At 64.6% G+C, this 21,313-nt stretch carries 18 protein-coding genes; 14 read left to right on the forward strand and 4 right to left on the reverse strand.

Annotation, left to right across the window (positions count from 1 at the left end):
* Positions 1 to 75: 75 nt before the first annotated feature.
* Positions 76 to 1,770 carry a PHA/PHB synthase family protein gene (locus U6115_RS10345; RefSeq protein ID WP_101527506.1) on the reverse strand — a complete coding sequence of 565 codons (1,695 nt, stop codon included), beginning with the start codon at positions 1,768 to 1,770 and terminating at the stop codon, positions 76 to 78.
* 330 nt (positions 1,771 to 2,100) lie between these two features.
* Between U6115_RS10345 and U6115_RS10350 the strand changes: the two genes are divergently transcribed.
* Genes U6115_RS10350 through U6115_RS10365 form a run of 4 tightly spaced genes read left to right on the forward strand, consistent with a single transcriptional unit; the run spans position 2,101 to position 4,743 of the window.
* Positions 2,101 to 2,751 (forward strand): fumarylacetoacetate hydrolase family protein, encoded by a 651-nt coding sequence (locus U6115_RS10350; protein ID WP_043579078.1) that lies wholly within the window; start codon positions 2,101 to 2,103, stop codon positions 2,749 to 2,751.
* Complete coding sequence (locus U6115_RS10355; protein ID WP_043579079.1) at positions 2,751 to 3,155, forward strand: RNA-binding S4 domain-containing protein; 405 nt, start codon at positions 2,751 to 2,753, stop codon at positions 3,153 to 3,155. The genes U6115_RS10350 and U6115_RS10355 overlap by 1 nt, the downstream gene beginning before the upstream one ends.
* Before the next feature lie 59 nt (positions 3,156 to 3,214).
* The gene (locus tag U6115_RS10360; RefSeq protein WP_043579080.1) at positions 3,215 to 4,363 is read left to right on the forward strand and encodes an MFS transporter; all 1,149 of its coding nucleotides are present in this window, start codon (positions 3,215 to 3,217) and stop codon (positions 4,361 to 4,363) included.
* A complete protein-coding gene (locus U6115_RS10365; RefSeq protein WP_080509453.1) occupies positions 4,354 to 4,743 on the forward strand; it encodes a nuclear transport factor 2 family protein in 390 nt (129 codons plus the stop codon). The genes U6115_RS10360 and U6115_RS10365 overlap by 10 nt, the downstream gene beginning before the upstream one ends.
* Here the strand turns inward: U6115_RS10365 and U6115_RS10370 are convergent.
* Entirely contained in the window at positions 4,738 to 5,514 is a 777-nt protein-coding gene (locus U6115_RS10370) for a helix-turn-helix transcriptional regulator (protein WP_043579081.1), read from the reverse strand. The genes U6115_RS10365 and U6115_RS10370 overlap by 6 nt on opposite strands.
* A gap of 101 nt (positions 5,515 to 5,615) precedes the next feature.
* Between U6115_RS10370 and leuC the strand changes: the two genes are divergently transcribed.
* The 6 genes from leuC to leuB all read left to right on the forward strand — a co-directional run bounded on the left by leuC (position 5,616) and on the right by leuB (position 10,043).
* Complete coding sequence (leuC, locus tag U6115_RS10375; protein ID WP_043579084.1) at positions 5,616 to 7,031, forward strand: 3-isopropylmalate dehydratase large subunit; 1,416 nt, start codon at positions 5,616 to 5,618, stop codon at positions 7,029 to 7,031.
* 146 nt (positions 7,032 to 7,177) lie between these two features.
* A complete protein-coding gene (locus U6115_RS10380) occupies positions 7,178 to 7,363 on the forward strand; it encodes an entericidin EcnAB (RefSeq protein WP_052258275.1) in 186 nt (61 codons plus the stop codon).
* Between the two features lie 31 nt (positions 7,364 to 7,394).
* Positions 7,395 to 8,033, forward strand: coding sequence for a 3-isopropylmalate dehydratase small subunit (gene leuD / locus U6115_RS10385; protein ID WP_043579086.1), 639 nt, complete (start codon positions 7,395 to 7,397; stop codon positions 8,031 to 8,033).
* A 31-nt stretch (positions 8,034 to 8,064) separates the two neighbouring features.
* A complete protein-coding gene (locus tag U6115_RS10390) occupies positions 8,065 to 8,646 on the forward strand; it encodes a pyridoxamine 5'-phosphate oxidase family protein (protein ID WP_043579087.1) in 582 nt (193 codons plus the stop codon).
* 40 nt (positions 8,647 to 8,686) lie between these two features.
* Positions 8,687 to 8,968 (forward strand): hypothetical protein, encoded by a 282-nt coding sequence (locus U6115_RS10395; protein ID WP_043579088.1) that lies wholly within the window; start codon positions 8,687 to 8,689, stop codon positions 8,966 to 8,968.
* A 10-nt stretch (positions 8,969 to 8,978) separates the two neighbouring features.
* The gene (gene leuB / locus U6115_RS10400) at positions 8,979 to 10,043 is read left to right on the forward strand and encodes a 3-isopropylmalate dehydrogenase (protein WP_043579089.1); all 1,065 of its coding nucleotides are present in this window, start codon (positions 8,979 to 8,981) and stop codon (positions 10,041 to 10,043) included.
* 315 nt (positions 10,044 to 10,358) lie between these two features.
* Here the strand turns inward: leuB and U6115_RS10405 are convergent, their stop codons facing one another.
* On the reverse strand, positions 10,359 to 12,113 hold the full coding sequence (locus U6115_RS10405) for a flavin monoamine oxidase family protein (protein WP_101527458.1): 1,755 nt from the start codon (positions 12,111 to 12,113) through the stop codon (positions 10,359 to 10,361).
* 21 nt (positions 12,114 to 12,134) lie between these two features.
* On the reverse strand, positions 12,135 to 13,316 hold the full coding sequence (locus U6115_RS10410) for an FAD-dependent oxidoreductase (RefSeq protein ID WP_043579090.1): 1,182 nt from the start codon (positions 13,314 to 13,316) through the stop codon (positions 12,135 to 12,137).
* 388 nt (positions 13,317 to 13,704) lie between these two features.
* On the opposite strand from U6115_RS10410, the gene asd reads away from it, so the two are divergent.
* From asd to U6115_RS10430, 4 genes are all read left to right on the forward strand, one after another.
* Positions 13,705 to 14,817, forward strand: coding sequence for an aspartate-semialdehyde dehydrogenase (asd, locus tag U6115_RS10415; RefSeq protein WP_043579091.1), 1,113 nt, complete (start codon positions 13,705 to 13,707; stop codon positions 14,815 to 14,817).
* A 135-nt stretch (positions 14,818 to 14,952) separates the two neighbouring features.
* Positions 14,953 to 15,963 carry an aspartate-semialdehyde dehydrogenase gene (locus tag U6115_RS10420; protein WP_043579092.1) on the forward strand — a complete coding sequence of 337 codons (1,011 nt, stop codon included), beginning with the start codon at positions 14,953 to 14,955 and terminating at the stop codon, positions 15,961 to 15,963.
* Positions 15,964 to 16,184: 221 nt separating this feature from the next.
* Positions 16,185 to 18,356 carry a FimV/HubP family polar landmark protein gene (locus U6115_RS10425; protein ID WP_052258258.1) on the forward strand — a complete coding sequence of 724 codons (2,172 nt, stop codon included), beginning with the start codon at positions 16,185 to 16,187 and terminating at the stop codon, positions 18,354 to 18,356.
* A 441-nt stretch (positions 18,357 to 18,797) separates the two neighbouring features.
* The gene (locus U6115_RS10430) at positions 18,798 to 21,212 is read left to right on the forward strand and encodes a FimV/HubP-related protein (protein WP_444861077.1); all 2,415 of its coding nucleotides are present in this window, start codon (positions 18,798 to 18,800) and stop codon (positions 21,210 to 21,212) included.
* Positions 21,213 to 21,313 lie beyond the last annotated feature (101 nt).

The raw sequence follows: 21,313 nt of genomic DNA on the forward strand, positions 1-21,313 counted from the left end.
TTCTCCTTGGCTTGGGGCCCGCCGTGGCGGCGGGCCATGTGTCCTGATAGGGACCGATGATCCGGTTGCGGGCGTTTATTGCAGGCTGGCGGTCACGCTCGGCATCGCCTTGGCCAGCACATAGCTGCCCGGCGCGGCCAAGAGCGGCGGCAATTCCTTGTTGCCCAGGGCCTTGGGCGCGGCGACTTGCTTGCCGGACTGCGGCGCCAGCCAGGCATCCCAATCTTTCCACCAGCTGCCCGGCTGGCTTTGCGCGCCTTCCAGCCATTCGTCGGAGCTGATGGGCAATTGTTCATTGACCCAGTAGTTGCGTTTGTCCTTGGTGACCGGGTTGATCGAGCCGGCGATGTGGCCGGACGCGCCCAGCACGAAGCGGCGGCTCGGCGCGCCGCTCAGGTATTTCAGGCCGGAGTAGGCCGAGCTCCACAGCACGATGTGGTCTTCGCGCGCGGCGAACATGTAGACCGGGATATTGATTTTCGAGATGTCGATCGGCACGCCGCACAGGGTGATGGCGCCCGGCTTCACCAGCGCGTTGTTCAGATAGAACTGGCGCAGCATGAAAGTGTGCATCGGCAGCGGCAGGTCCACCGCGTCGTTGTTCCAGTACAAGAGGTCGAACGGCGTGGGCGTCTTGCCCAGCAGGTAATTGTTGACCACGTAGTTCCACACCAGGTCGTTGGCGCGCAGCGAGGCGAAGGTGCGGCCGATTTCCTTGCCGCTGATGATGCCGCCGGCGGCCAGCTTGGCCTCGCGGCTGGCCACCAGGTTTTCATCGATGTAGTACGCGATCTCGCCCGGCTCGGCGTGGTCGATCAGCGAGGTCATGAAGGTGGCGGAGTCGATGTAGTCGAGCCCCTTGGCCTGCATCACGCACAGCGCGGTGCTGAGGATGACGCCGCCGACGCAGAAACCCAGCGCGTTCATCGTCGGCTGCTTGGTGATTTTGCGCACCGCTTCCGCCGCGGCGATCACGCCTTTCTCGACATAGGTTTCCCAGGTGAAATGCTTCATCTCGGCCACGGCCGAGCGCCAGCTCACCAGGAAGACGCGGTAGCCCTGGGCGACGAAGTGGCGCACCATGGAGTTGTCCGGCTGCAGGTCCATCAGGTAGAACTTGTTGATGCAGGGCGGGATGAACAGCAGTGGCTTCTCGTAGACTTTTTCGGTGGTGGGGGTGTACTGGATCAGCTCGATCAGCTCATTGCGGAACACGACCTGGCCGGGGGTGATCACCAGGTTTTCGCCGATCTCGAACTTGCTCTCGTCGGACATCGAGATGTGGCCCTTCTGGATGTCCTCCATCATGTTCTTCATGCCTTCCACCAGGCTTTCGCCCTTGGTTTCGATGGCGCGCTTGACCACGTCGGGGTTGGTCAGCATGAAGTTGCTGGGCGCCATCGCGTCCAGGTACTGGCGGGTGGCGAAGGCCAGCTTGTCCTTGGCGTTTTCGTCGATCTGGGTCTGGTCGACCAGCTCGGTCATCCACTTGGAGGTCAGCAGGTAGCTTTGCTTGAGAAAGCTGTAGAACGGGTGTTCGTTCCATTCCGGCGAGGCGAAGCGGCGGTCGCCGGCCTTGGCCTCCGGCGCGGTGTCCGCCGCCTTGCCCAGAAACTGCGACCACAGGTTCAGCTGTTGCTGGTACAGGGCGGACTGCAGGCTGAACAGCTGATTGGTCTGATTCATCAGCTGCGACCAGGCGCCGGCCAGCGGGTGGGCGGCGCTGTCCGGGCTCGCGCCCAGCGACAGGGAATTGACGAACTGCTGCATCCATTGCTGGTTGGCTTCGGAGAGGCCGGTGAAGAAATCTTCCAGCGTAGCGGTATTATTCTGGGACAAGATGAATCTCCTGATACGTACTGATATAGCGTTATCGAAGCCTGTCTGAATCAATCTGTTTGGAATGCATGGTCAAGCGAATGTACCTGCAGACTGTAACAGGGTTGCATGACATTTTCACGCCCTCCCGGCGGCAAGGGCTGGCAAATGCCGGTGACTGTTGCTGCAATGCGCAAAAAATGGCGGCGGCCAAATCGCGCCGCATTATGGCTTTCGCATCGCTTGTGGGATAATTGACCGGATTAGTTATGAGGAATTGCAATGGCGAGTGTAAAACTGGCTTTACATACCATCCGCGTTGAAAACATCTTTTGCATCGGCCGCAATTACGCCGCCCACGCGGCCGAATTGGGAAACCCGGTGGAAAGCGAGCCGCTGGTGTTCCTCAAACCGACTTCGGCCTTGCTGGACGAATCCTCTCCCATTCATTTGCCGGAATATTCCGACGACGTGCATCACGAGTGCGAACTGGTGGTGCTGATAGGCAAGGGCGGCGGCGACATCGCGCCCGAACAGGCGCTGAGCCATGTCGCCGGCTACGGCGTCGGGCTGGACCTGACCGCCCGCGACGCGCAAAGCGCGGCCAAGAGCAAGGGCCACCCGTGGACCAAGGCAAAGGGCTTTCGCGGCGCGGCCTGCTTGTCGGCGCTGGTGCCGGCGGAGCGGGTGGCCGATCCGCAGCGGCTGCAATTCGAACTGCGGGTGAACGGCCAGCTGCGTCAGGCGGGCGACACCGGCATGATGCTGTTCACTGTGGCGCAGCAGATCAGCTACCTGTCGCGCACGTATGGCCTGAGCGCAGGCGACCTGATCTACACCGGCACGCCGGAAGGCGTGGCGCGCATCCGCTCCGGCGACGAGCTGGATCTCAGCCTGCACGGCCAGGTGTCCGCGCACTGGAAGGTGGCGTGATGGCGCGGCCGGAAGAGCAGGACGACGGCAAGGTCCGCCTGGACAAATGGCTGTGGGCGGCGCGCTTCTTCAAGACGCGCCAGCTGGCGCACGAGGCGCTGGAGCTGGGCCGGGTGCTGGTGAACGGCGACCGGGTCAAGGCGTCGCGTGTAGTTAAGGAAGGCGACCGGCTGTTTTTGCGGATCAACCAGCTGGAGTACAACGTGGAAGTGCTGCAGCTCGCCACCCAGCGCCGGCCGGCGAAGGAGGCGGTGTTGATGTACCGCGAAGATGCGGAGTCGGTGGCTGCCCGCGAAGCGCGCATGCTGCTGCTGAAGGCCGAGCATGCCAGCTTTCCGCATGGCGACGGCCGCCCCACCAAGAAAGCGCGGCGCGACATCTCCCGCTTCAAGTCGTCGTTTTAGCCGCCGCCGCGGCGCCAGCCCGGCCTGGTGCCGGGCTGATTCGAATAGAAAGACAATCAATGCAGTCGTTGTTGCCGTTCGCCGGGTTCTACTTCACCTATTTCACCTTCCAGGGCATGTTCAGCCCGTTCTGGGGCCTGTATCTGGAGTCGCTGTCGTTCAGCGCGCTGCAGATTTCGGTGCTGATGGCGCTATCCACGCTGGCGCGCATCATCGCCCCGGGCTTCTGGGGCTGGCTGGCCGACAAGAGCGGACAACGCCGCAACATCATCGTCACCACTTCCATCCTGTCCGCCGCCAGCTTTTGCCTGGTGGGGCTGCACAACGGCTTCTGGTGGATTTTCGTCAGCATGGCGGTGTCGCATTTCTTTTGGGCGGCGGCGCTGCCGCTGGTGGAGGCCAGCACCGCCTACCTGACGCGGGCGCAGCCCGGCCGCTACAGCCGGGTGCGGGTGTGGGGGTCGATAGGCTTCGTCTGTTTGGCGCTGACCGGCGGCTATCTGCTGGACTGGCTGGGCATCGCGGCGACGCCGTGGATTGTCTCCGCCTTGCTGATAGGCGTGGCGCTGACGGCGCTCAAGGTGCCGGAGGTGAAGCTGGCCAGCCGCGGCAAGCCAGCCGGGCCGATCTGGGACACGCTGAAAAAGCCGGCGGTGATCGCGCTGTTCGCCTGCTGTTTCCTGCAGGCCTTCGCCCATGGCCCGTATTACACTTTCTATTCTTTGGGCCTGAAGCAGTTTGGCTATGACAAGGCCGCGGTCGGCGTGCTGTGGGCGCTGGGGGTGGTGTTCGAGGTGGGCGTGTTCATGCTGATGCCGCGCATCATGCGCCGCTTCAGCCTGGAGGCTTTGATGCTGGCATCGCTGCTGGCGGCGGTGCTGCGCTTCGGCCTGATCGCCGCCGGCCTGTCGCTGCCGGCCTTGGCTGCGGCGGCGCAAGCGCTGCACGCGCTCACCTATGCCTTGCACCACGCGTCGGCGATAGGCCTGATCAATCGCATGTTCGACGAGCAGCACCATGGCCGTGCGCAAGGGCTGTACATCATCGCCTCGTTCGGCCTGGGCGGCAGCGGCGGCGGGCTGGTGGGCGGGCTGGTGTGGCCGCACGGCGGCGTGCTGCCCACCTTCGCCATGTCCGCCGGCGCGGCGCTGGCCGGCGTTTTCGTCTGCCTGCGCTGGCTCAGGCCCAAGCGACAGGCATGCCAATGACGATGGCCATGACGCCGCAGCAGGCGCTGGACAGCTACCAGCAGGCTTTGGCGACGCATGACTGGCGCCAGGTGGCGCCGTGGCTGCATGAAGACGCTTGCTTCGTGTTTTCCGATGGCACCTTCAAGGGCAAGGCGGCCGTGTGCGAGGCCATCCGTCAAACTTTTGACTGGATACGCGGCGAGGATTACCGCATCGCGGATCTGCACTGGACTCATGCGGGAGAGAATTTCGCCGCCTGCGTCTATGCGTTTTCCTGGCGCGGGCTGGTCGATGGGCAGCCCGCGGAGGGGCGAGGCCGCGGCAGCTGCGCGCTGATCAAGGATGGGCAGGGCTGGCGGCTGCTGCAGGAGCATCTGGGGCCGCCAGCCGAGTCATAGCAGCATCACCAGCTTGAACTCCGGCGCGTTGGCCGGCCTGAGCGTGATCTGCCGCTTGTTGAGCTGGCCCAGCGTGGGGTGATGGAAGGCGCGCTCGCCGCCTTCGCGCTCCAATACATCCTGCTGTTGCCATAGGCGGTCGAACTCCGCGCTGTCGCGGCGCAGCCGCTCCAGCATGTCCGCCGTTTCCGCGTCATCCAGCTGCTGGCCCAGGTCGGCCCGCAACTCCGCCACGATGCGCCGCGCCCTCTCCGGCCAGTTGTCGAGGAAGGTCCGCGCTTCGGGCGCCAGGAAAATGAAGTCGAGCTGGCTGCGGCTGGCCTCCGGCTTGCCCAGCCAGCCGCAAAACAGCTCCGCGGCCGCGGGGTTCCAGGCCGCCGCCCGCCAGTGGCGGTCCAGCACATAGGCCGGGATGGCGATGTGCGGCAGCATTTCGGCCAGAATGTCCCGCGCCTGCGGATTGTCTTCGGCGCGCTTGTCCTTGGGGTTTTTCAGCCCGGCCAGATCAAACAGATAGTCGGTTTCCGCGCCGGACAGCTGCAATGCGGCCGCCAGCCGGGTGAGGGTATGGGCTGATACCGACTCGGTGCGCCCTTGCTCCAGCCAGGTCAGCCAGGTGGGGCTGATGCCGGCCAATTGCGCCACCTCTTCGCGGCGCAGGCCCTTGGCGCGGCGGCGCGTTCCCGTCGGCAGGCCGGCCTGCTGCGGCGTCAGCCGTTCGCGGTGGGCGCGCAGGAAAGCGCCGAGCGGGGTGGCGGACGGGGATTCCATAGTCTGATCCTGTTGGTTTTTATACCAGTATAACCGCTTATCTTGTAACAGGATCAAAGCTGGTCAAAGATGTCTGCAACGACGACCCGAGGACACGCCATATGACCGCGCAAACCTTGTACGACAAACTGTGGAACAGCCACCTGGTGCGCCAGGAGGCCGACGGCACCGCGCTGCTGTATATCGACCGCCACCTGGTGCACGAAGTGACCAGCCCGCAGGCCTTCGAAGGCCTGAAACTGGCTGGCCGCCAGCTGTGGCGGGTGGATTCGGTGGTTTCCACCGCCGATCACAATACCCCGACCGACCATTGGGATCAGGGCATCCAGGACCCGATCTCGCGCCAGCAGGTGGAAACTCTGGACGCCAACATCCAGGCCTTCGGCGCGCTGGCCTACTTCCCGTTCAAGGACAAGGGCCAGGGCATCGTCCACGTGATGGGGCCGGAGCAAGGCGCCACGCTGCCGGGCATGACCGTGGTGTGCGGCGACAGCCACACCTCCACTCACGGCGCTTTCGGCGCGCTGGCGCACGGCATCGGCACTTCCGAGGTGGAGCACGTGATGGCCACGCAGTGCCTGGTGGCCAAGAAGTCCAAGAACATGCTGGTGCGGGTGGACGGCAAGCTGGGCGCGGGCGTCACCGCCAAGGATGTGGCGCTGGCTATCATCGGCAAGATAGGCACCGCCGGCGGCACCGGCTACGCGATAGAGTTCGGCGGCGAGGCGATCCGCGGCCTGAGCATGGAAGGCCGCATGACGCTGTGCAATATGGCGATCGAGGGCGGCGCGCGCTCCGGCCTGGTGGCGGTGGACGACAAGACCATCGAATACGTCAAAGGCCGGCCGTACGCGCCCAAGGGTGAACAGTGGGAACCGGCGGTGGCCTACTGGCGCACCCTGCATTCCGACGCCGGCGCGCATTTCGACGCGGTGGTGGAGCTGGACGGCGCGGCTATCCAGCCGCAAGTGACCTGGGGCACTTCGCCGGAAATGGTGGTGGAGGTGGGGGGCAAGGTGCCGAACCCGGCCCGCGAGAGCGACCCGGTGAAGAAAGCCGGCATCGAGCGCGCGCTGGCCTATATGGGCTTGCAGGCCGACACCCCGATTGATCAGATTCCGGTGGACGTGGTGTTCATCGGCTCCTGTACCAACAGCCGCATCGAGGACCTGCGCGAGGCCGCCGCGGTGGCCAAGGGCCGCAGCAAGGCCGCCAACGTCAAGCAGGTGCTGGTGGTGCCGGGATCCGGCCTGGTGAAGGCGCAGGCCGAAGCCGAGGGCTTGGATAAGGTGTTCGCCGCCGCCGGCTTCGAATGGCGCGAGCCGGGTTGCTCGATGTGCCTGGCGATGAACGCCGACCGCCTGCTGCCGGGCGAGCGCTGCGCCTCCACTTCCAACCGCAATTTCGAAGGCCGCCAGGGCCAGGGCGGGCGCACCCATCTGGTGAGCCCGGCGATGGCGGCGGCGGCGGCGGTGGCGGGGCATTTCGTCGACGTGCGCCAGTGGTCCGTCCGATAAGCAGCGTTTTGTCCCGGCCTGCCGGGAGCAAAACGCCAGGCGTCGTGTCCTAAGGATGGGGCAGACCGGCGATTCCGGCTTGGGTAGAATCCCACCCTGTTTACTTATCCGACAGCCTGGCTGTTTATCGAATGGAGTTTCGCATCATGAAAAAAGAGATTGTCTGGATCTGCCTGGCCTTGCTGCTGGCGGCGTGCAACACCGTGCAGGGCATCAAGACTGACGCCAAGGAAGGCGGCCAGGCGGTGGGCCACGGCCTGCAGAAGGCGGGCCAGGCAATCGGCAACGCGGTGGAAAAAGGCGGCGAGGCGATCAAGCGCACCGCCGAGTAAACCGCCGCTGCCGCGCAACGGAGCGTAGAAAATGAAAGCATTCACCACTTTGCAGGGCCTGGCCTGTCCGCTGGACCGCGCCAACGTCGATACCGACGCCATCATTCCCAAGCAGTTCCTGAAGTCGATCAAGCGGTCGGGCTTTGGTCCCAATCTGTTCGACGAATGGCGCTACCTCGACCATGGCGAACCCGGCATGGACAACAGCAAGCGGCCGCTCAATCCGGACTTCGTGCTGAACCAGCCGCGCTATCAGGGCGCGCAGGTGCTGTTGGCGCGGGAAAACTTCGGCTGCGGCTCCAGCCGCGAGCACGCGCCATGGGCGCTGGATGACCAGGGTTTTCGGGTGGTGATCGCGCCCAGCTTTGCCGACATCTTCTTCAACAACTGCTACAAGAACGGCCTGTTGCCCATCGTGCTGGACGCCGGCACCGTCGACCAGCTGTTCCGCGAGTGCGAGGCGGCGCCGGGCTACAGCCTGACGGTGGACCTGGCGGCGCAGACCGTGTCCACCCCGTCCGGCCAGGCCTTCCCGTTCGACATCACCGAGCACCGCAAGCACTGCCTGTTGGGCGGGCTGGACGAAATCGGCCTGACCTTGCGGCACGCGGACGAAATCAAGGCTTTCGAAGCCAAGCGCCGCGCCGAGCAGCCCTGGCTGTTCGCCTGAGAGGATTGTTCAACGCATAGGAGGTAGCGAGATGGGACAGCGTTATCTGGAGCTTAAGGATTCGCATCGCGAGTTTATTGCCGGGCAGAAACTGTTTTTCGTCGCTACCGCCATGCAGGATGGGCGCGTCAACATGTCGCCCAAGGGAATGGATTCGCTGCGGGTGCTGGGGCCGAATCAAGTGGCCTGGCTGAACGTCACCGGCAGCGGCAACGAGACGGCCTGCCATGTCGAACACAGCCCGCGCATGACTTTGATGTTCTGCGCGTTCGAAGGCAAGCCGCTGATTTTGCGCCTGTATGGGCAGGCGCGGGCGATTCATCAGGGCGACCCGGAATGGGCCGATTATTACGGCCTGTTCGAACCCTTGCCCGGCGCGCGGCAGATCTTTTTGCTGGACGTGGGGCTGGCGCAGTCCTCTTGCGGCATGTCGGTTCCTTACTACCAATACCAGGGCGAGCGGGAGCAGTTGAACGACTGGGCCCGGACCAAAGGCGAGGCGGGGGTGCAAGACTACTGGCGCAGCCGGAATGTGTCGAGCCTGGATGGCCTGCCGACCGGCATTGTGGAAAAGAGCGGACTGGCAAGCGCCGATGAAACCCGTCAGCAGTGAAGATGGCGGCGGGAAGGAAGCCGCAGCGCGACGGGGAGGGATGGCCTGGCTGCATCGCCATCCGCTGGCGGCTTTCCTGCTGCTGGGCCTGAGTTTTTTGCTGTTCGGCGTGGGCACCATCAACCTGGCCCTGCTGCTGCAGCTGAATTTGAAATTATGGCTGGACGCGGGCTGGCAGGCGGCAATGGATGGCGCGCTGCGCCAGTTGGGAGAGCTGCTGCTGTCCGGCTACGCCGCGATGGCGGCCTACATCGTGTTCAAGTGCTGCGAAAAGGCGCTGGTGGAACGTTTGACCCGGCGCGAAGAAGACAAACGGAAATAAGGAAGAAACCATGAAAATCGCCATTCTGCCGGGTGACGGCATCGGGCCGGAAATCATCGCGCAGGCCGAGCGCGTGCTGGACGTATTGCGCCGCGACGGGCTGAAGATCGAAACCGAGCACGCGCCCTTGGGCGGCGCCGCTTACGACCAGTACGGCGCGCCGTATCCGGAAGCCACGCAGAAACTGGCGCGCGAGGCCGACGCGGTGTTGCTTGGCGCGGTGGGCGGCCCGCAATACGACAAGCTGGACCGGCCGCTGCGGCCGGAGCGCGGCCTGCTGGCCATCCGCAAGGACCTGGGCCTGTTCGCCAACCTGCGCCCGGCCATCCTGTATCCGGAGCTGGCCAACGCGTCCACGCTGAAGCCCGAGGTGGTGGCGGGGCTGGACATCATGATCGTGCGCGAACTGACCGGCGACATCTACTTCGGCCAGCCGCGCGGCATCGCCGTCAACGAGCTGGGCGAGCGCGAGGCTTACAACACCATGCGCTACAGCGAGAGCGAAGTGCGCCGCATCGCCCATGTCGCCTTCGGCATCGCGATGAAGCGGGGCAAGAAGCTGTGTTCGGTGGACAAGGCCAATGTGCTGGAGACCACCGAGTTCTGGAAGGAGATCATGATAGACGTGGCGCGCGAGTATCCGCAGGTGGAGCTGTCGCACATGTATGTCGACAACGCCGCGATGCAGCTGGTGCGCAACCCGAAGCAATTCGACGTGATGGTCACCGGCAATATCTTCGGCGACATCCTGTCCGACGAGGCCTCGATGCTGACCGGCTCCATCGGCATGCTGCCGTCGGCGTCGCTGGATCAGAACAACAAGGGCCTGTACGAGCCCAGCCACGGCTCGGCGCCGGACATCGCCGGGCAGAACCTGGCCAATCCGCTGGCCACCATCCTGTCCGCCGCCATGATGCTGCGCTACAGCTTCGGCCAGGAGACCGCCGCGCAGCGCGTGGAAACCGCAGTGAAGAAGGTGTTGGCCCAGGGTTACCGCACTGGCGACATCTACGAGGCCGGCTGCGAGAAGGTCAGCTGCTCCGGCATGGGCGACGCGGTGGTGGCGGCGATGTAAGGACGCGTCCCTGGTTTGAGTCGGGGAAGAAAGTGCAACGGCGCGCATCCTGAGGGTGCGCGCTGTTTTTTGAGACGAGGCCGCATGTCGATCAGAGGCATTGCGCTTTCACGAGCCGCTGATCGTCCACCGCGTCGATGATGATGCCTATGTCAGCGACGACTATGGTCGGGACAATGCCGGGCAAACGCGCGTGTTGATTCAAGCCGCGAATTGACGCGAGGCCGCGGCCTGGCGCAAGCATGTCTTGGCCCGGCCGCGTCCTTTCCCGAAAGATGACGCCGCCGCGTCCGGCTAGGCGGAGGCGGCCGCGCTTCACCAGCCCAGGTAGTAGTCTCGGTTCAGCCAGGCCGGCCAGGCCATGTCGAACCACTCCTGCAGCATCAGCTCGGTCACGCAAAGCGCGCCTTCCACCCAGCCTTGGTCGTCGGAATAGGCCTCGCCGGTGATGTGGATGTTCTCGCCGTGATCGGGCCGACGCATATAGGGCATGATGTTCTGCACCGACACGTCGGCGCACCAGGCGTGGTAGCCGCCGCCGTACGGGTCTTGGGTCCAGTCCTGCAGGCGGGCGACATAGGGCGGCGGAATCTCGTTGCCCTTGCCGTGGAGTTCGCGCACCTGGTTCATCGCTTCTTCCACCATCGCGATGGGCGCTGGCTCGCCTGGCTCTTTGGCCAGCGCTTCCAGATGCTCCTGGCGGACCAGCCGGGTGGTGTGGCCCAGGTAGCGGGGCAGTTTGTCGCGGCCTTGCATCAGCACCTGCCAGAACGGCACGGTGCGCATGTCGTTGTAGCTGGACAGGAACAGCGAATGGTTGTTGGCCGGATCGGTGCCGAAGTAGTAGCACTGGCGCATCGGCAGGTCGGTGATGGAATGGCCGGACTCCGCGCCGAAGTCTTCTGTCCACCATGGCTCCTCAAAGCCCATCAGCAGTTTGAACGAAGGCTCCATGATGACGGAGGCGATGTTCTTCTGCAGCTGCTGCGCGCCTTCGCGGTTGAAGAAAAAATTCTGCTGGTCGAGCAGCTCCAGCGAACGACGCGGCATCGCCAGCACGATGTTATTGGCCTTGACGGTCCAGCGGTATTGGCCAGCGGCATTCCAGAAGGTCAGCAGGTAGCGGTAGCCGCTGCCGTCCTGCGCGCGGCTGAAGGTTTCCAGGCGGTTGCCCAGCCACAGCTTGGCGCCTGACATGTCGGTGAAGGACTGCGCCAGCGCGTAGGCGATCTGATCATAGCCGTCGCTGATGGTGCGGTAGCTGGAGTCGGCGCTGGAAAAGTCACCCACCATATAGGGGAAGGCTTCGGCGGCGTTCCAGTTGATGGTGTTGGAATAGTAGCCGCCGCCATCGGCCAGGAAGCTGTAGGCGTCCTGGCCTACCTGGTCCTTGATCAGGTTCCAGAAGCCGATATCGTTGACCTTCATGCCGCGGAAGGGGCTGTCGGGGAAAACGTATGTCAGGGCTGGCTTGACGATGTTCCATTCGCGGCTGGTGAGCTGGAACGTGTAGGTGTATTGGTCGATCTTTTTGACCTTGTCGCCGAATTCGGCGACGAACCAGGGGTCGGCCATCAGCACGTCGTAGACTATCTTGTTGAACAACTGGTCCGGGCTATAGCCTTCTTCGCCCAGTTTGAAGGTATAGCGGACGTGGAATTTCTCCCCTTGCGCCTGAGCGCTGGTCCAGGCGTTGGCCTTGAAGCGCTGGCAGCGCAGGTAGAAGTAAAGATCGTCCGGTTCGCCCATGGGAAATTCCTGGTTGGGCAGCTTGAAGACGTCTTCGATCAGGGCGGTCACCATTTCCTGCGAGCGCATGTAGCGCATGCCGCCCAGCTCTCCAATCACGTTCATGCCCGGCAGCTTGATTGACAGCAGCCTGCCGCCCAGCCGGTCGGCCAGGTCGAACACATGCACGCTGGCGGGCCGGCTGCCGCCCGGCTTGTACTCGCCGCCTAGCAGACGGTAGCCGGTGTACAAGCCGCCCACGCCCGCGCCGACCACGGCGACATCGACTGCCAGGTCGGCCTGGCTGCCGGTGCTGTGGGGAATGTCATTCAGTGTGATCATTTTGCAGCGCTCCTCTGGTGTTTAGCGGACAAGGCCGGGACGGCCGATGCTGAACGGACTGATGTCGTAGTCTGTGGCGCCGTTGATCGCCAGCTGCGCGCAGATCTTGCCCAGCAGCGGCACCAGTTTCGCGGCCCAGCCCGCGGTGTAGAGCACGATGTTGGGGTGGCCGGGCAGGGTGTCCAGAATGAATTCCTTGCCGTCGTCGGCGAGCGCCACCATGCAGGCCGATGCGTATTCCGGCTCCGGCGACAGACCGCTCATGTGCTGGGCCACCCATTCGCAAGTGCCGGCGTAGTCTTGCGGCGTGGGAGGGCGGCGTTCCCTTGGATCGCTGGTGATCTGGTACGGGTAGTCCGGCGCCACCCGGATATAGCCGGGATGCGACCAGGAGGTTTCCGGAAAGCCGTAGTACAGATTGGCGTTGGCTGCGGTGGGTTGCTGGAAGGCGAACCAGGTGGGGTAGTCGATGTCGGCCCGCGTCTTGCGGAAATAGGCGGACACCATGTTCCAGATGGTCAGATTCAGCTGGATGCCCAGCGGCGCGATCACTTCGTTGGTGAAGGCTCCGGCGGTGATGACCAGTTTTTTGCCGCGATACACGCCGGCATCGGTGGTGACGGTGATCTGCCCGCCGCTGGATTCGATATCGATGACTTTCTGTTCTTCCTTCAGCTGCACCCCCTGGTCATGCGCCAGGTTGTACATCGCCCGCAGCGTGGCCGGCAGATTGATGACGCCGCCGCCGCTCTGGAAAAAACCGCTGTAGTTGGCGGGCAGGTCGCGGAAGCCGTACCACTCTTCCACCTCCGCGCGGGTCAGCGACTGGAAGGGCACGCCCATGGCCTGCATGGTTTCGATCGCCGGGGCGATGCCGCCTTCGGTGGTGGGGGTGTTCGGGTCGCCAAACCACAGGCTGCCGACGCGAGGAATCAGCTGGGTGACAGTCTGGCTTTGCAGCAGCTCCCACTCCGGAACCGCAGCCATCACCAGCTGGGTCATGTACGTTTCGCTGTATTGGAAGCGGAACTGGCGCGATGCGCCGGCCGAACTGCAGAACTGGTTGAAGAAGGTGCTTTGCTCCAGCACCAGCACCTTGTTGCCTTGCAGAACCGGATGGCCGCCGTAGGGGCTGACGGCGTTGTAGGCGGTGGATAGCCCGATCAGGCCCCCGCCGATGATGATCAGATCGTAGTCAGACATTGCCGTGCTTCTCCGATGACATGTCGCGATGGCGAGGGACTGCTGCGGCGCGCCCGAGGCGATGAATTATTCGGCATATGCGCGCTTGCAATGAGTTATAGAATCGTCATTTACATAGTCAACTTTCTTATGCTGTCAGTCTGCGCGGTGGCCGGCTCCACTCGGGCTGCCGCGTTTCGGGGCTGTGCGAGCCTGTAAGAATGGCGAACGCGAGTCGTCCGGTCGGTGTTGATGTCATTCAAATCTGTTCTTCTCATTACATTCTCAATAAAAACGATTTACCCCATTGCCTGGCACGATTGCGCGCTGCACAATGAGGTAATAAAAAATTAACCGCGCCGTTGGCGCGGCCACGATTCGGACTTAGGACAGACTCGGGAGATTTCCAGTGAGAGTAGGCTTTGTAGGTTGGCGCGGCATGGTCGGTTCGGTGCTGATGCAGCGCATGCGCGAGGAAAACGACTTCGCCGCCATCGACGAACCGGTGTTCTTCACCACGTCCAATGTGGGGGGCAAAGCGCCGGATATCGGCCGCGAGGTGCCGGCCTTGAAGGATGCCGGCAATATCGACGAATTGACGGCGATGGACGCCATCGTCACCTGCCAGGGCGGCGACTACACCTCCGAAGTCTATGGCAAGCTGCGCGAAGCCGGCTGGAAGGGCTACTGGATAGACGCGGCGTCCTCGCTGCGCATGCAGGACAATGCCATCATCATCCTCGATCCGGTCAACCAGAACGTGATTGAGCAGGGTTTGGCCAGCGGCGTGAAAGACTATATCGGCGGCAACTGCACCGTTTCGCTGATGCTGATGGCGCTGGGCGGCTTGTTCCAGAATGATCTGGTGGAGTGGGCCACGTCGATGACCTACCAGGCGGCTTCCGGGGCCGGCGCCAAGAACATGCGCGAACTGCTGACCGGCATGGGCGCCATCCATGGCCAGGTGGGCGATCTGCTGGCCGACCCGGCCTCCGCCATCCTGGACATCGACCGCAAGGTGTCAGATTTCCTGCGCGGCGACGGCTTCCCCAGCCAGAATTTCGGCGTGCCGCTGGCCGGCAGCCTGATTCCGTGGATAGACAAGGATCTGGGCAATGGCCAGTCCAAGGAAGAATGGAAGGGCGGCGCGGAAACCAACAAGATCCTGGGGCGCGGCGCGAATCCGGTGCCGGTGGACGGCTTGTGCGTGCGGGTGGGCGCGATGCGCTGCCACAGCCAGGCGTTGACCATCAAATTGAAGCAAGACGTGCCGCTGGACGAGATCGAGGCGATGCTGGCCGCGGCCAATCCGTGGGCCCGCGTGGTGCCGAACACCCGCGAGGCGTCGATGCGCGATCTGACCCCGGCCGCGGTCACCGGCACGCTGCGCACCCCGGTGGGACGCCTGCGCAAGATGGCGATGGGCGGCGAGTATCTATCGGCGTTCACCGTCGGCGATCAGCTGCTGTGGGGCGCCGCCGAACCGCTGCGCCGCATGCTGCGTATCCTGATCGAGCGCTGACGGGTAGAATAGGCGTCAGCCTGAGGCCGGCGCTTGCCGGCCGTCTCAAGAACATAAGGGCACTTAGGTGCCCTTTTCGCATGGATTCGCCGGCGGAGTTGTCCGTCCGGCGCAGTAATGAATAGGAAACCAATCATGTCGACATCCCTTCAGCTTGCCGTAGTGGGCGCCACCAGCCTGGTGGGCCAGGCCATTCTGGAACTGCTGGCCGAGCGCAACTTCCCGGCTGCCCGCGTGTTCGCGGTGGATGTCGCCGAACAGGACGGCAGCACCGTCTCCTTCGGCAACCTGGAGCTGGACGTGCACATGGTGGACGAATTCAACTTCGAGAATGTCGGCATGGCCATCTTCGCCGCCGGCAGCGCCGTTTCCCGCGAATACGCGCCGCAGGCGCGCGATGCCGGCGCCGCGGTGGTGGACTTCAGTTCCGCTTTCCGCGCCGACGCCGGCGTGCCGCTGGTGGCGCCGGCGATCAACGCCGCCGAACTGGAGGACCTGGGCCGCGCGCCGCTGGTGGCCGTGCCCAATTGCACCACCACGCCGCTGGCGCTGGCGCTGGCAGCCTTGCTGCCGCTGGGCGTCCAGCGCGCCAGCATCGCCACCTACCAGGCGGTGTCCGGCAGCGGCCAGGCGGCGATGGAGGAAATGGCCGACCAGACCACCGCGTTGTTCTCGCACCGCGACGCCGAGGTCAAAGCCTACGACAAGCGCATCGCTTTCAACGTGCTGCCGCAGATCGGCGAGCTGGACGAGAACGGCGATTCGGAAGAAGAGCGCTCGGTGCGCGACGAGACCGCGCGCCTGCTGGGGCTGGCGCCGGAATCTCTGGAGGTGACCTGCGCGCGCGTGCCGGTGTTCTTTGGCCATTCCTGGGCGGTTCAAGTCGAACTGCATAAGGAGTTTGATCTCGAGCAAGTGAAAAAGCGCCTGCAGGCGGCAGGATTGAAAGTGGTGGGCCGCGATCAGCATGGCGGCTACGTGACGCCGATGGAAGCCACCGGCAACGAGCTGGTCTGGGTCAGCCGCCTGCGCGCGCACGGCAAGGTGGTGAGCATGTGGCTGTCGGCCGACAACGTAAAGGCGGGCGCGGCCATCCATTGCGTGCGCATCGCCGAAATCCTGGCCGGCCAGAGCCCGCTGATGTAAGCGGGCAGCCGGGTCCGCCCGGCTTGCAGCCCGCATGAAATCTGGCTAAACGCCCAGGCAGGGCCTAAGATTGCAGCAATGGCCCATGCGCGCGCCAGCGGGTCTGTGCCTATAAAATAAAACGAGACCATGCCGGAAGGTAGACAGTGAGAAATCAGGTAAAACTCAAACTTGGCGTCCTGTTGATAGGCTTGGCATGCTCTGCCGCGGCTTGGGCGGGATTGGGCAGGATCCATGTCCGCTCCAATCTTGGCGAGTTGCTGAAAGCCGACATCGAAATGACCGGAGTGCAGCCTGGCGAAATGGATGCCGTCAGGGTGGGGCTGGCCAGCATCGATACCTTCCAGGCGTTGAATGTCGATTACGCCTCCTCGCTGTCCCAATTGCGCTTCGCGCTCAGCCCCAATCCGCGCGGCGCGCTGATCCGCGTCAGCTCGGTCCAGCCGATCACCGACCCCTACCTGCGCTTCGTGGTGGAGGCCAAGGCGCCGTCCGGCCGCTCGGTGCGCGAATACACGGTGTTGCTGGATCCGGCCAATTACAATGTCGGCGGCCCGAACATCGTCCAGGATGTCCCCAGCTACGCCGACAGCGACCAGGCCGGCCGCTACCAGGCGGCGGCCCCGGCCAAGCCGCGCGTCGTCGAACCCACAGTGCTGAAAGTGAGGCCGGGCGCGACCCTGCGTTCGCTGGCGCAGAGGGTGAAGCCCCGGGGCGCGTCGTTGCGGCAGACCATGGCGGCGCTAGTGCAGGCGAACCCCGACGCTTTCGCCGAAGGCGACGTCAATCATCCGAAACCGGGCTCGTCGCTGACAGTGCCGTCGGCGCGCAAGATGAAGGCGTTGGGCGCGGCCCAGGTCGCCAGCATTCTGGGCGATGCCGCCCCGGCCGCGGCTTCGGCCGGTGGCCAGTCGGCGGCGCCGGCCGGCAAGGGCGGCGACGTGCTCAAGCTGGTGCCGGGCGACGGGAGCGACAATGCGCGGCTGAATGACCTGCAGCAGCAGATCAACGCCCGCGAAAAGGCCTTGCAAGAGGCGTCGGCCAGAATCACGGCGCTGGAACAGGAGTTGAAGGCGATGCGGGGCGGCCAGCCGCTGCCGGCCAAGCCTGTCATGGCGTCGGCGCCCATGGCGGTCGCCAGCGTTCCGGCGGCGGCTCCGGCGGCAAGCGCGCCTAAGCCGATGCCCAAGCCTGAACCGGCGCCCCATCCGCTCAAGAAGCCAGCCCCTGCGCACGCGGCGCCGCCGATGCCGCCGCCAAACAAATCGCTGCTCGACAAGTTGCTGGATCATCTGCCGTTGATCGGCGGCGGGGTGGGCGTGGTCGCCTTGCTGGGACTGCTGGGCGCGGTAGTCATGCGCAGGCGCGCGGCGGCGGGCAGCCTGTCGGCTACCAGCGCCACGCTGGCGCGCTCTACGGTCACCGGGCATGGTCCCAGCACCGTGGGCGGCAGCCATTCCTTCATGAGCAACTTCACCCAGGCGGCGGGCGCGATCGACGCGGCCGAAGTCGACCCGGTGGCCGAGGCCGAGGTTTATATCGCCTATGGCCGCGACCAGCAGGCCGAGGAAATTCTGAAGGATGCGTTGCAGAAGGATCCTTCCCGCCATGAGGTCAGGATGAAGCTGATGGAGGTGTACGCGGCGCGTCCGGACACAGCCGCTTTCGAGCGCCTGGCCAAGGAAATGAACGCCGCTTTCGATGGCAAGGGCGGGTTGTGGGCCAGGACGGTTACGCTGGGGCGCGCGATCGATCCGGACAATCCGCTGTACCAGATGGCGCCCGACGCGGAGCTGGATCTGTCCGCGGGCCTTGGCGGCGGCATCGATCTGGATCAGGAGCTGTTCGGCGAAGCCGCGCCGGATGCGCCGCCCGCCGCCGAGTCCGCGCCGGCGATGGCGGAGGAGGCGGATCCGCTGGCCGCCTTGTTCGATACGCCGGCGGGACAAGCGCCCGCCGCCGAAGACCAGGGCGGCACGCTGGATTTCGACCTGGAAGCGATGCTGCCGGCGGAAGCCGCGCCCGTTGCCGCCGAGGAACCGGCGCCGGCAGGCGAGGCCAGCCTGTTGGATTTCGATTTCAATCTGGACGCGCCGCCGCCTGAGGAAGCCAAGCCGGCCGCGGAAGGCGGGGGCGGGCTGGAGTCGTTGTACGAGGACATGCTGGCCGAAGCGCCGGCCGCCGAAGCGCCCCCGGCCGAAGAGCCTCCCGCCCAGGCGGAGGGCATGTCGGTGATGGACGATCCGCTGTCGACCAAACTGGATCTGGCCAAGGTTTATCTGGACATGGGCGATAGAGAAGGCGCGCGCGAGGTATTGCAGGATTTGGTGAGCGAAGCTCAGGGCGCGTTGAAGGAGGAGGCGAAAGCGTTGCTGGACAAGATCAGCGTCTGATTTTCCGGTGTGCCGGATTCTTCCGATGGCCGGGCGTTTGTTTTCCGAAACGACGCCCGGCCATTTGTTTGTCCGGATTATTTTCATGGCGGCGGACGCGGCGCCGCGATCCTGCGGGGCAATGGCGGATTCGATGCGTGAAAGAATCGGCTAGCATTTTGTTTTATTTGACGAATCGGGTTTGGGACAATTTGCTATGCGCGGTTTCCGGCCTATTTTATATAAAGATGATCGCTGGAAATCGGTCCGGCATCGGGTTGTCAGCCGGCAGCGGCTTGAGGTTTAATCGCAGGTAATTATCAGCATTGTCAGCCGTCTTGAAATGGTTTGATTTCAAGATGGGGCCAGGGCGGATCGAGATGGCGGGCATATCCGCCGGGCCTGGGGCAAAACATGCAAGCAAATAGGTTGGGGACGTCCACGATGGTCGCAAATTTTCGCATGGCGAGTTTGGCCTTGCTGTTGGCAGGCTTGGGAAGCGTATCGGCAGTCCGGGCGGGATTGGGGCCGATACATGTGCTTTCCGCCGACGGCGAGGCGTTCTCGGCGGAAATTCCCGTGGTGAACGAGGAAATTGAAAACTTCGCCCAGGCCGACCTGGCGGATAGAAATCGCTATGCCCTGTTGTCGCCTTACAGCGGGTCGGCCTCGATGCTGCAGTTCGGATTGATTCGCGGCAGCGACGGGCATATCCAGAAAGTGACGGTCAAGGGACCGGCCAGCTTCAGCGAGCCTTTGCTGCGTTTCGCGGTGGAGGTGCGTTGGCCGGATGGGCGGTTGGTGCGCGAATTTGAAGTGGACTACAAGCGCGACGGTCCGCGCCGCAAGGAGCCCGCGCCGGCAAGCGGCGACGATGGCAAGCGCCATGTCGCCTCGCCAGACCAGGGCTCGCGGCTGGACGGCGCGGGTTTGGGCGAACTCAAGGTCAGCTCGCGCTTGGGCGAGCCCTTGCAGGCGGAGCTCCGGCTGCTGGGCGGCGTATTCGATAAGACGGACCAGGTGCAGGTGGCCATTTTCGCCGATCCCGCGCAAGGAGAGGTGGCGCCGGAGCAACTGCAGCAGGTGGCGTCCATCGCGCACAAGCTGGATCGCTCCAGCGATGGGCGGCATGTGCTGCAGTTGGCTTCCAGTTTGCCCATCACGGCGCCGCGGCTGACGTTCCGGCTGGAGGTGAGAGCCGCCGGCGTCAAGGTGGAGAAGCGCTATGCGTTGATGCTGGAAGGCGCGCCGACGGCGCAGGATTCCGCTGCCGACCACGCCAAGCCGCCATCCGCCGCCGCGCCGGAAACCCGCGTCTACCAAGTGCGCAAGGGCGACAGCCTGTCGGCGATCGCCGCGCGCATGCGCGGCCATGCCGCCGGCGAGGACGTGGCGGGCAAGCTGTTGAAAGATAATCCGGACGCGTTTATCCGCGGCGACGCCAACCGTTTGTTGGCCGGGGCCGAGTTGCGTTACCCGGCGCAATGGACGCTGCGCGGCGAACCGGCCCGCCATGCGGCGGAGAAGGGTGACGCCGCCGGCGCGGAAGCCAAATCGGGCAGCATGGCGAAACTGCTGGCCGACGGCCGGCCGGCCGGCGTAGCCAAGGCGGCAGACAACAAACCGATGCCATCGGCCGCCTCCGTCAAACCGGCCGCGTCGTCGCCGGCCGCCCTGGCGGCGGAACGCCGGATGCGCGACATGCTGGCGATGCAGGACCGCGCGTTGAAGCAGACCGAGGCGCGCGCACGCGCGCTGGAAGCGCAAATCCGCACCATCCAGCAAAACAAGGACAAGACCGCCGCCGCGCCGCCCGCCGCCGCCATGACGCCGCCGATGCCCCCTCAGGCCAAACCGGCTGTGCCGCCGCCGGCTGCCATTCATGCGCCGCCGGCCTCCGCGGCCCGGATGGACAAGCCCAAGCCGGCGGTGGTCGTCACCGCGGTGACCGCATCGGCGCCGCGCCAGGCCATGTCGCCCGCCGAATCAAAGCAGCAGGCCAAGGCGCCGTTGGCGCCGCATGCCGCCAGCAGCGTGGTGGACGATGCGCTGGCGGTGCTGGGCGATAGGGATGTGCAATTGCGCTTGGGCGGCGCCGGCGCGGCGCTGGCGCTGGTGGCGCTGCTGCTGATGCGCAGAAAGCGGGCGGGCGCGGCGCAAGCGGAGGCGGAGACCGCGGACGAGTACGGCGGCGGCAAAGACGTGCCGTCCTCTATGCTGACGCTGGGGCCGCTGACCTCGCTGATGAGCACGCTGAAAAAAGGCGACGGCATCGATCTGGATTCGGTCGATCCGATGGCCGAGGCCGAGGTGTATCTCGCTTATGGCCGTGATGATCAGGTTTTGCTGATCCTGCGCGAAGGGCTGGAGAAGGAGCCGGCGCGGCAGGATCTGCGCTATAAGCTGCTGGAAGTGCTGTCGGCGCAGCCGGACAAGGCGGCGTTTCTTGAAGAGGCGGCGCGCTCGCGCGACATATTCGGCAAGGACAGCACCCAGTGGATGAGGGTGTGCGAATTGGGCCGCGCCGCGATGCCGGGCCATCCCTTGTTTGAAACCGCGCAAGCGCCGCAGTCGGTGGAAATGCCGGCGGTGGGCGCACTGGAGCCTGTGGTCCCCTCCGCCGCGGCAGCGGCCGAAATCGCCATGCCTGAGGAGGCGCGCACGCCTTTGCCCCCGACTGCCGCGCCCGCCGTCGCCGAAACCATGATCGAAGCCGAACGGGAGCCCGCGCCGCTGCGGGCCGCGCCAGCGGCGCCCGAGCTTGAAGCCGAACCGCGTCCGGATCCGGAGAAGCTGGAGCTGGCCAAGCTTTATATGGAGATGGGTGACAAGGAAACCGCCGAAATCCTGATCCGCGAAGCGCAGCAAGGCCGCTAGACGCGCGCATGCGGGGGGAAAGTCGGCAGATGGCATCGCTTATTCAGGCGATGCCATTTGCTTTTGCGCAGCCCGGAACATGGCGCAAACCGGGCCGGATA

This window comes from Chromobacterium subtsugae, from assembly GCF_035919665.1.
In the GTDB taxonomy this organism is placed as follows: Bacteria; Pseudomonadota; Gammaproteobacteria; order Burkholderiales; family Chromobacteriaceae; genus Chromobacterium; species Chromobacterium subtsugae.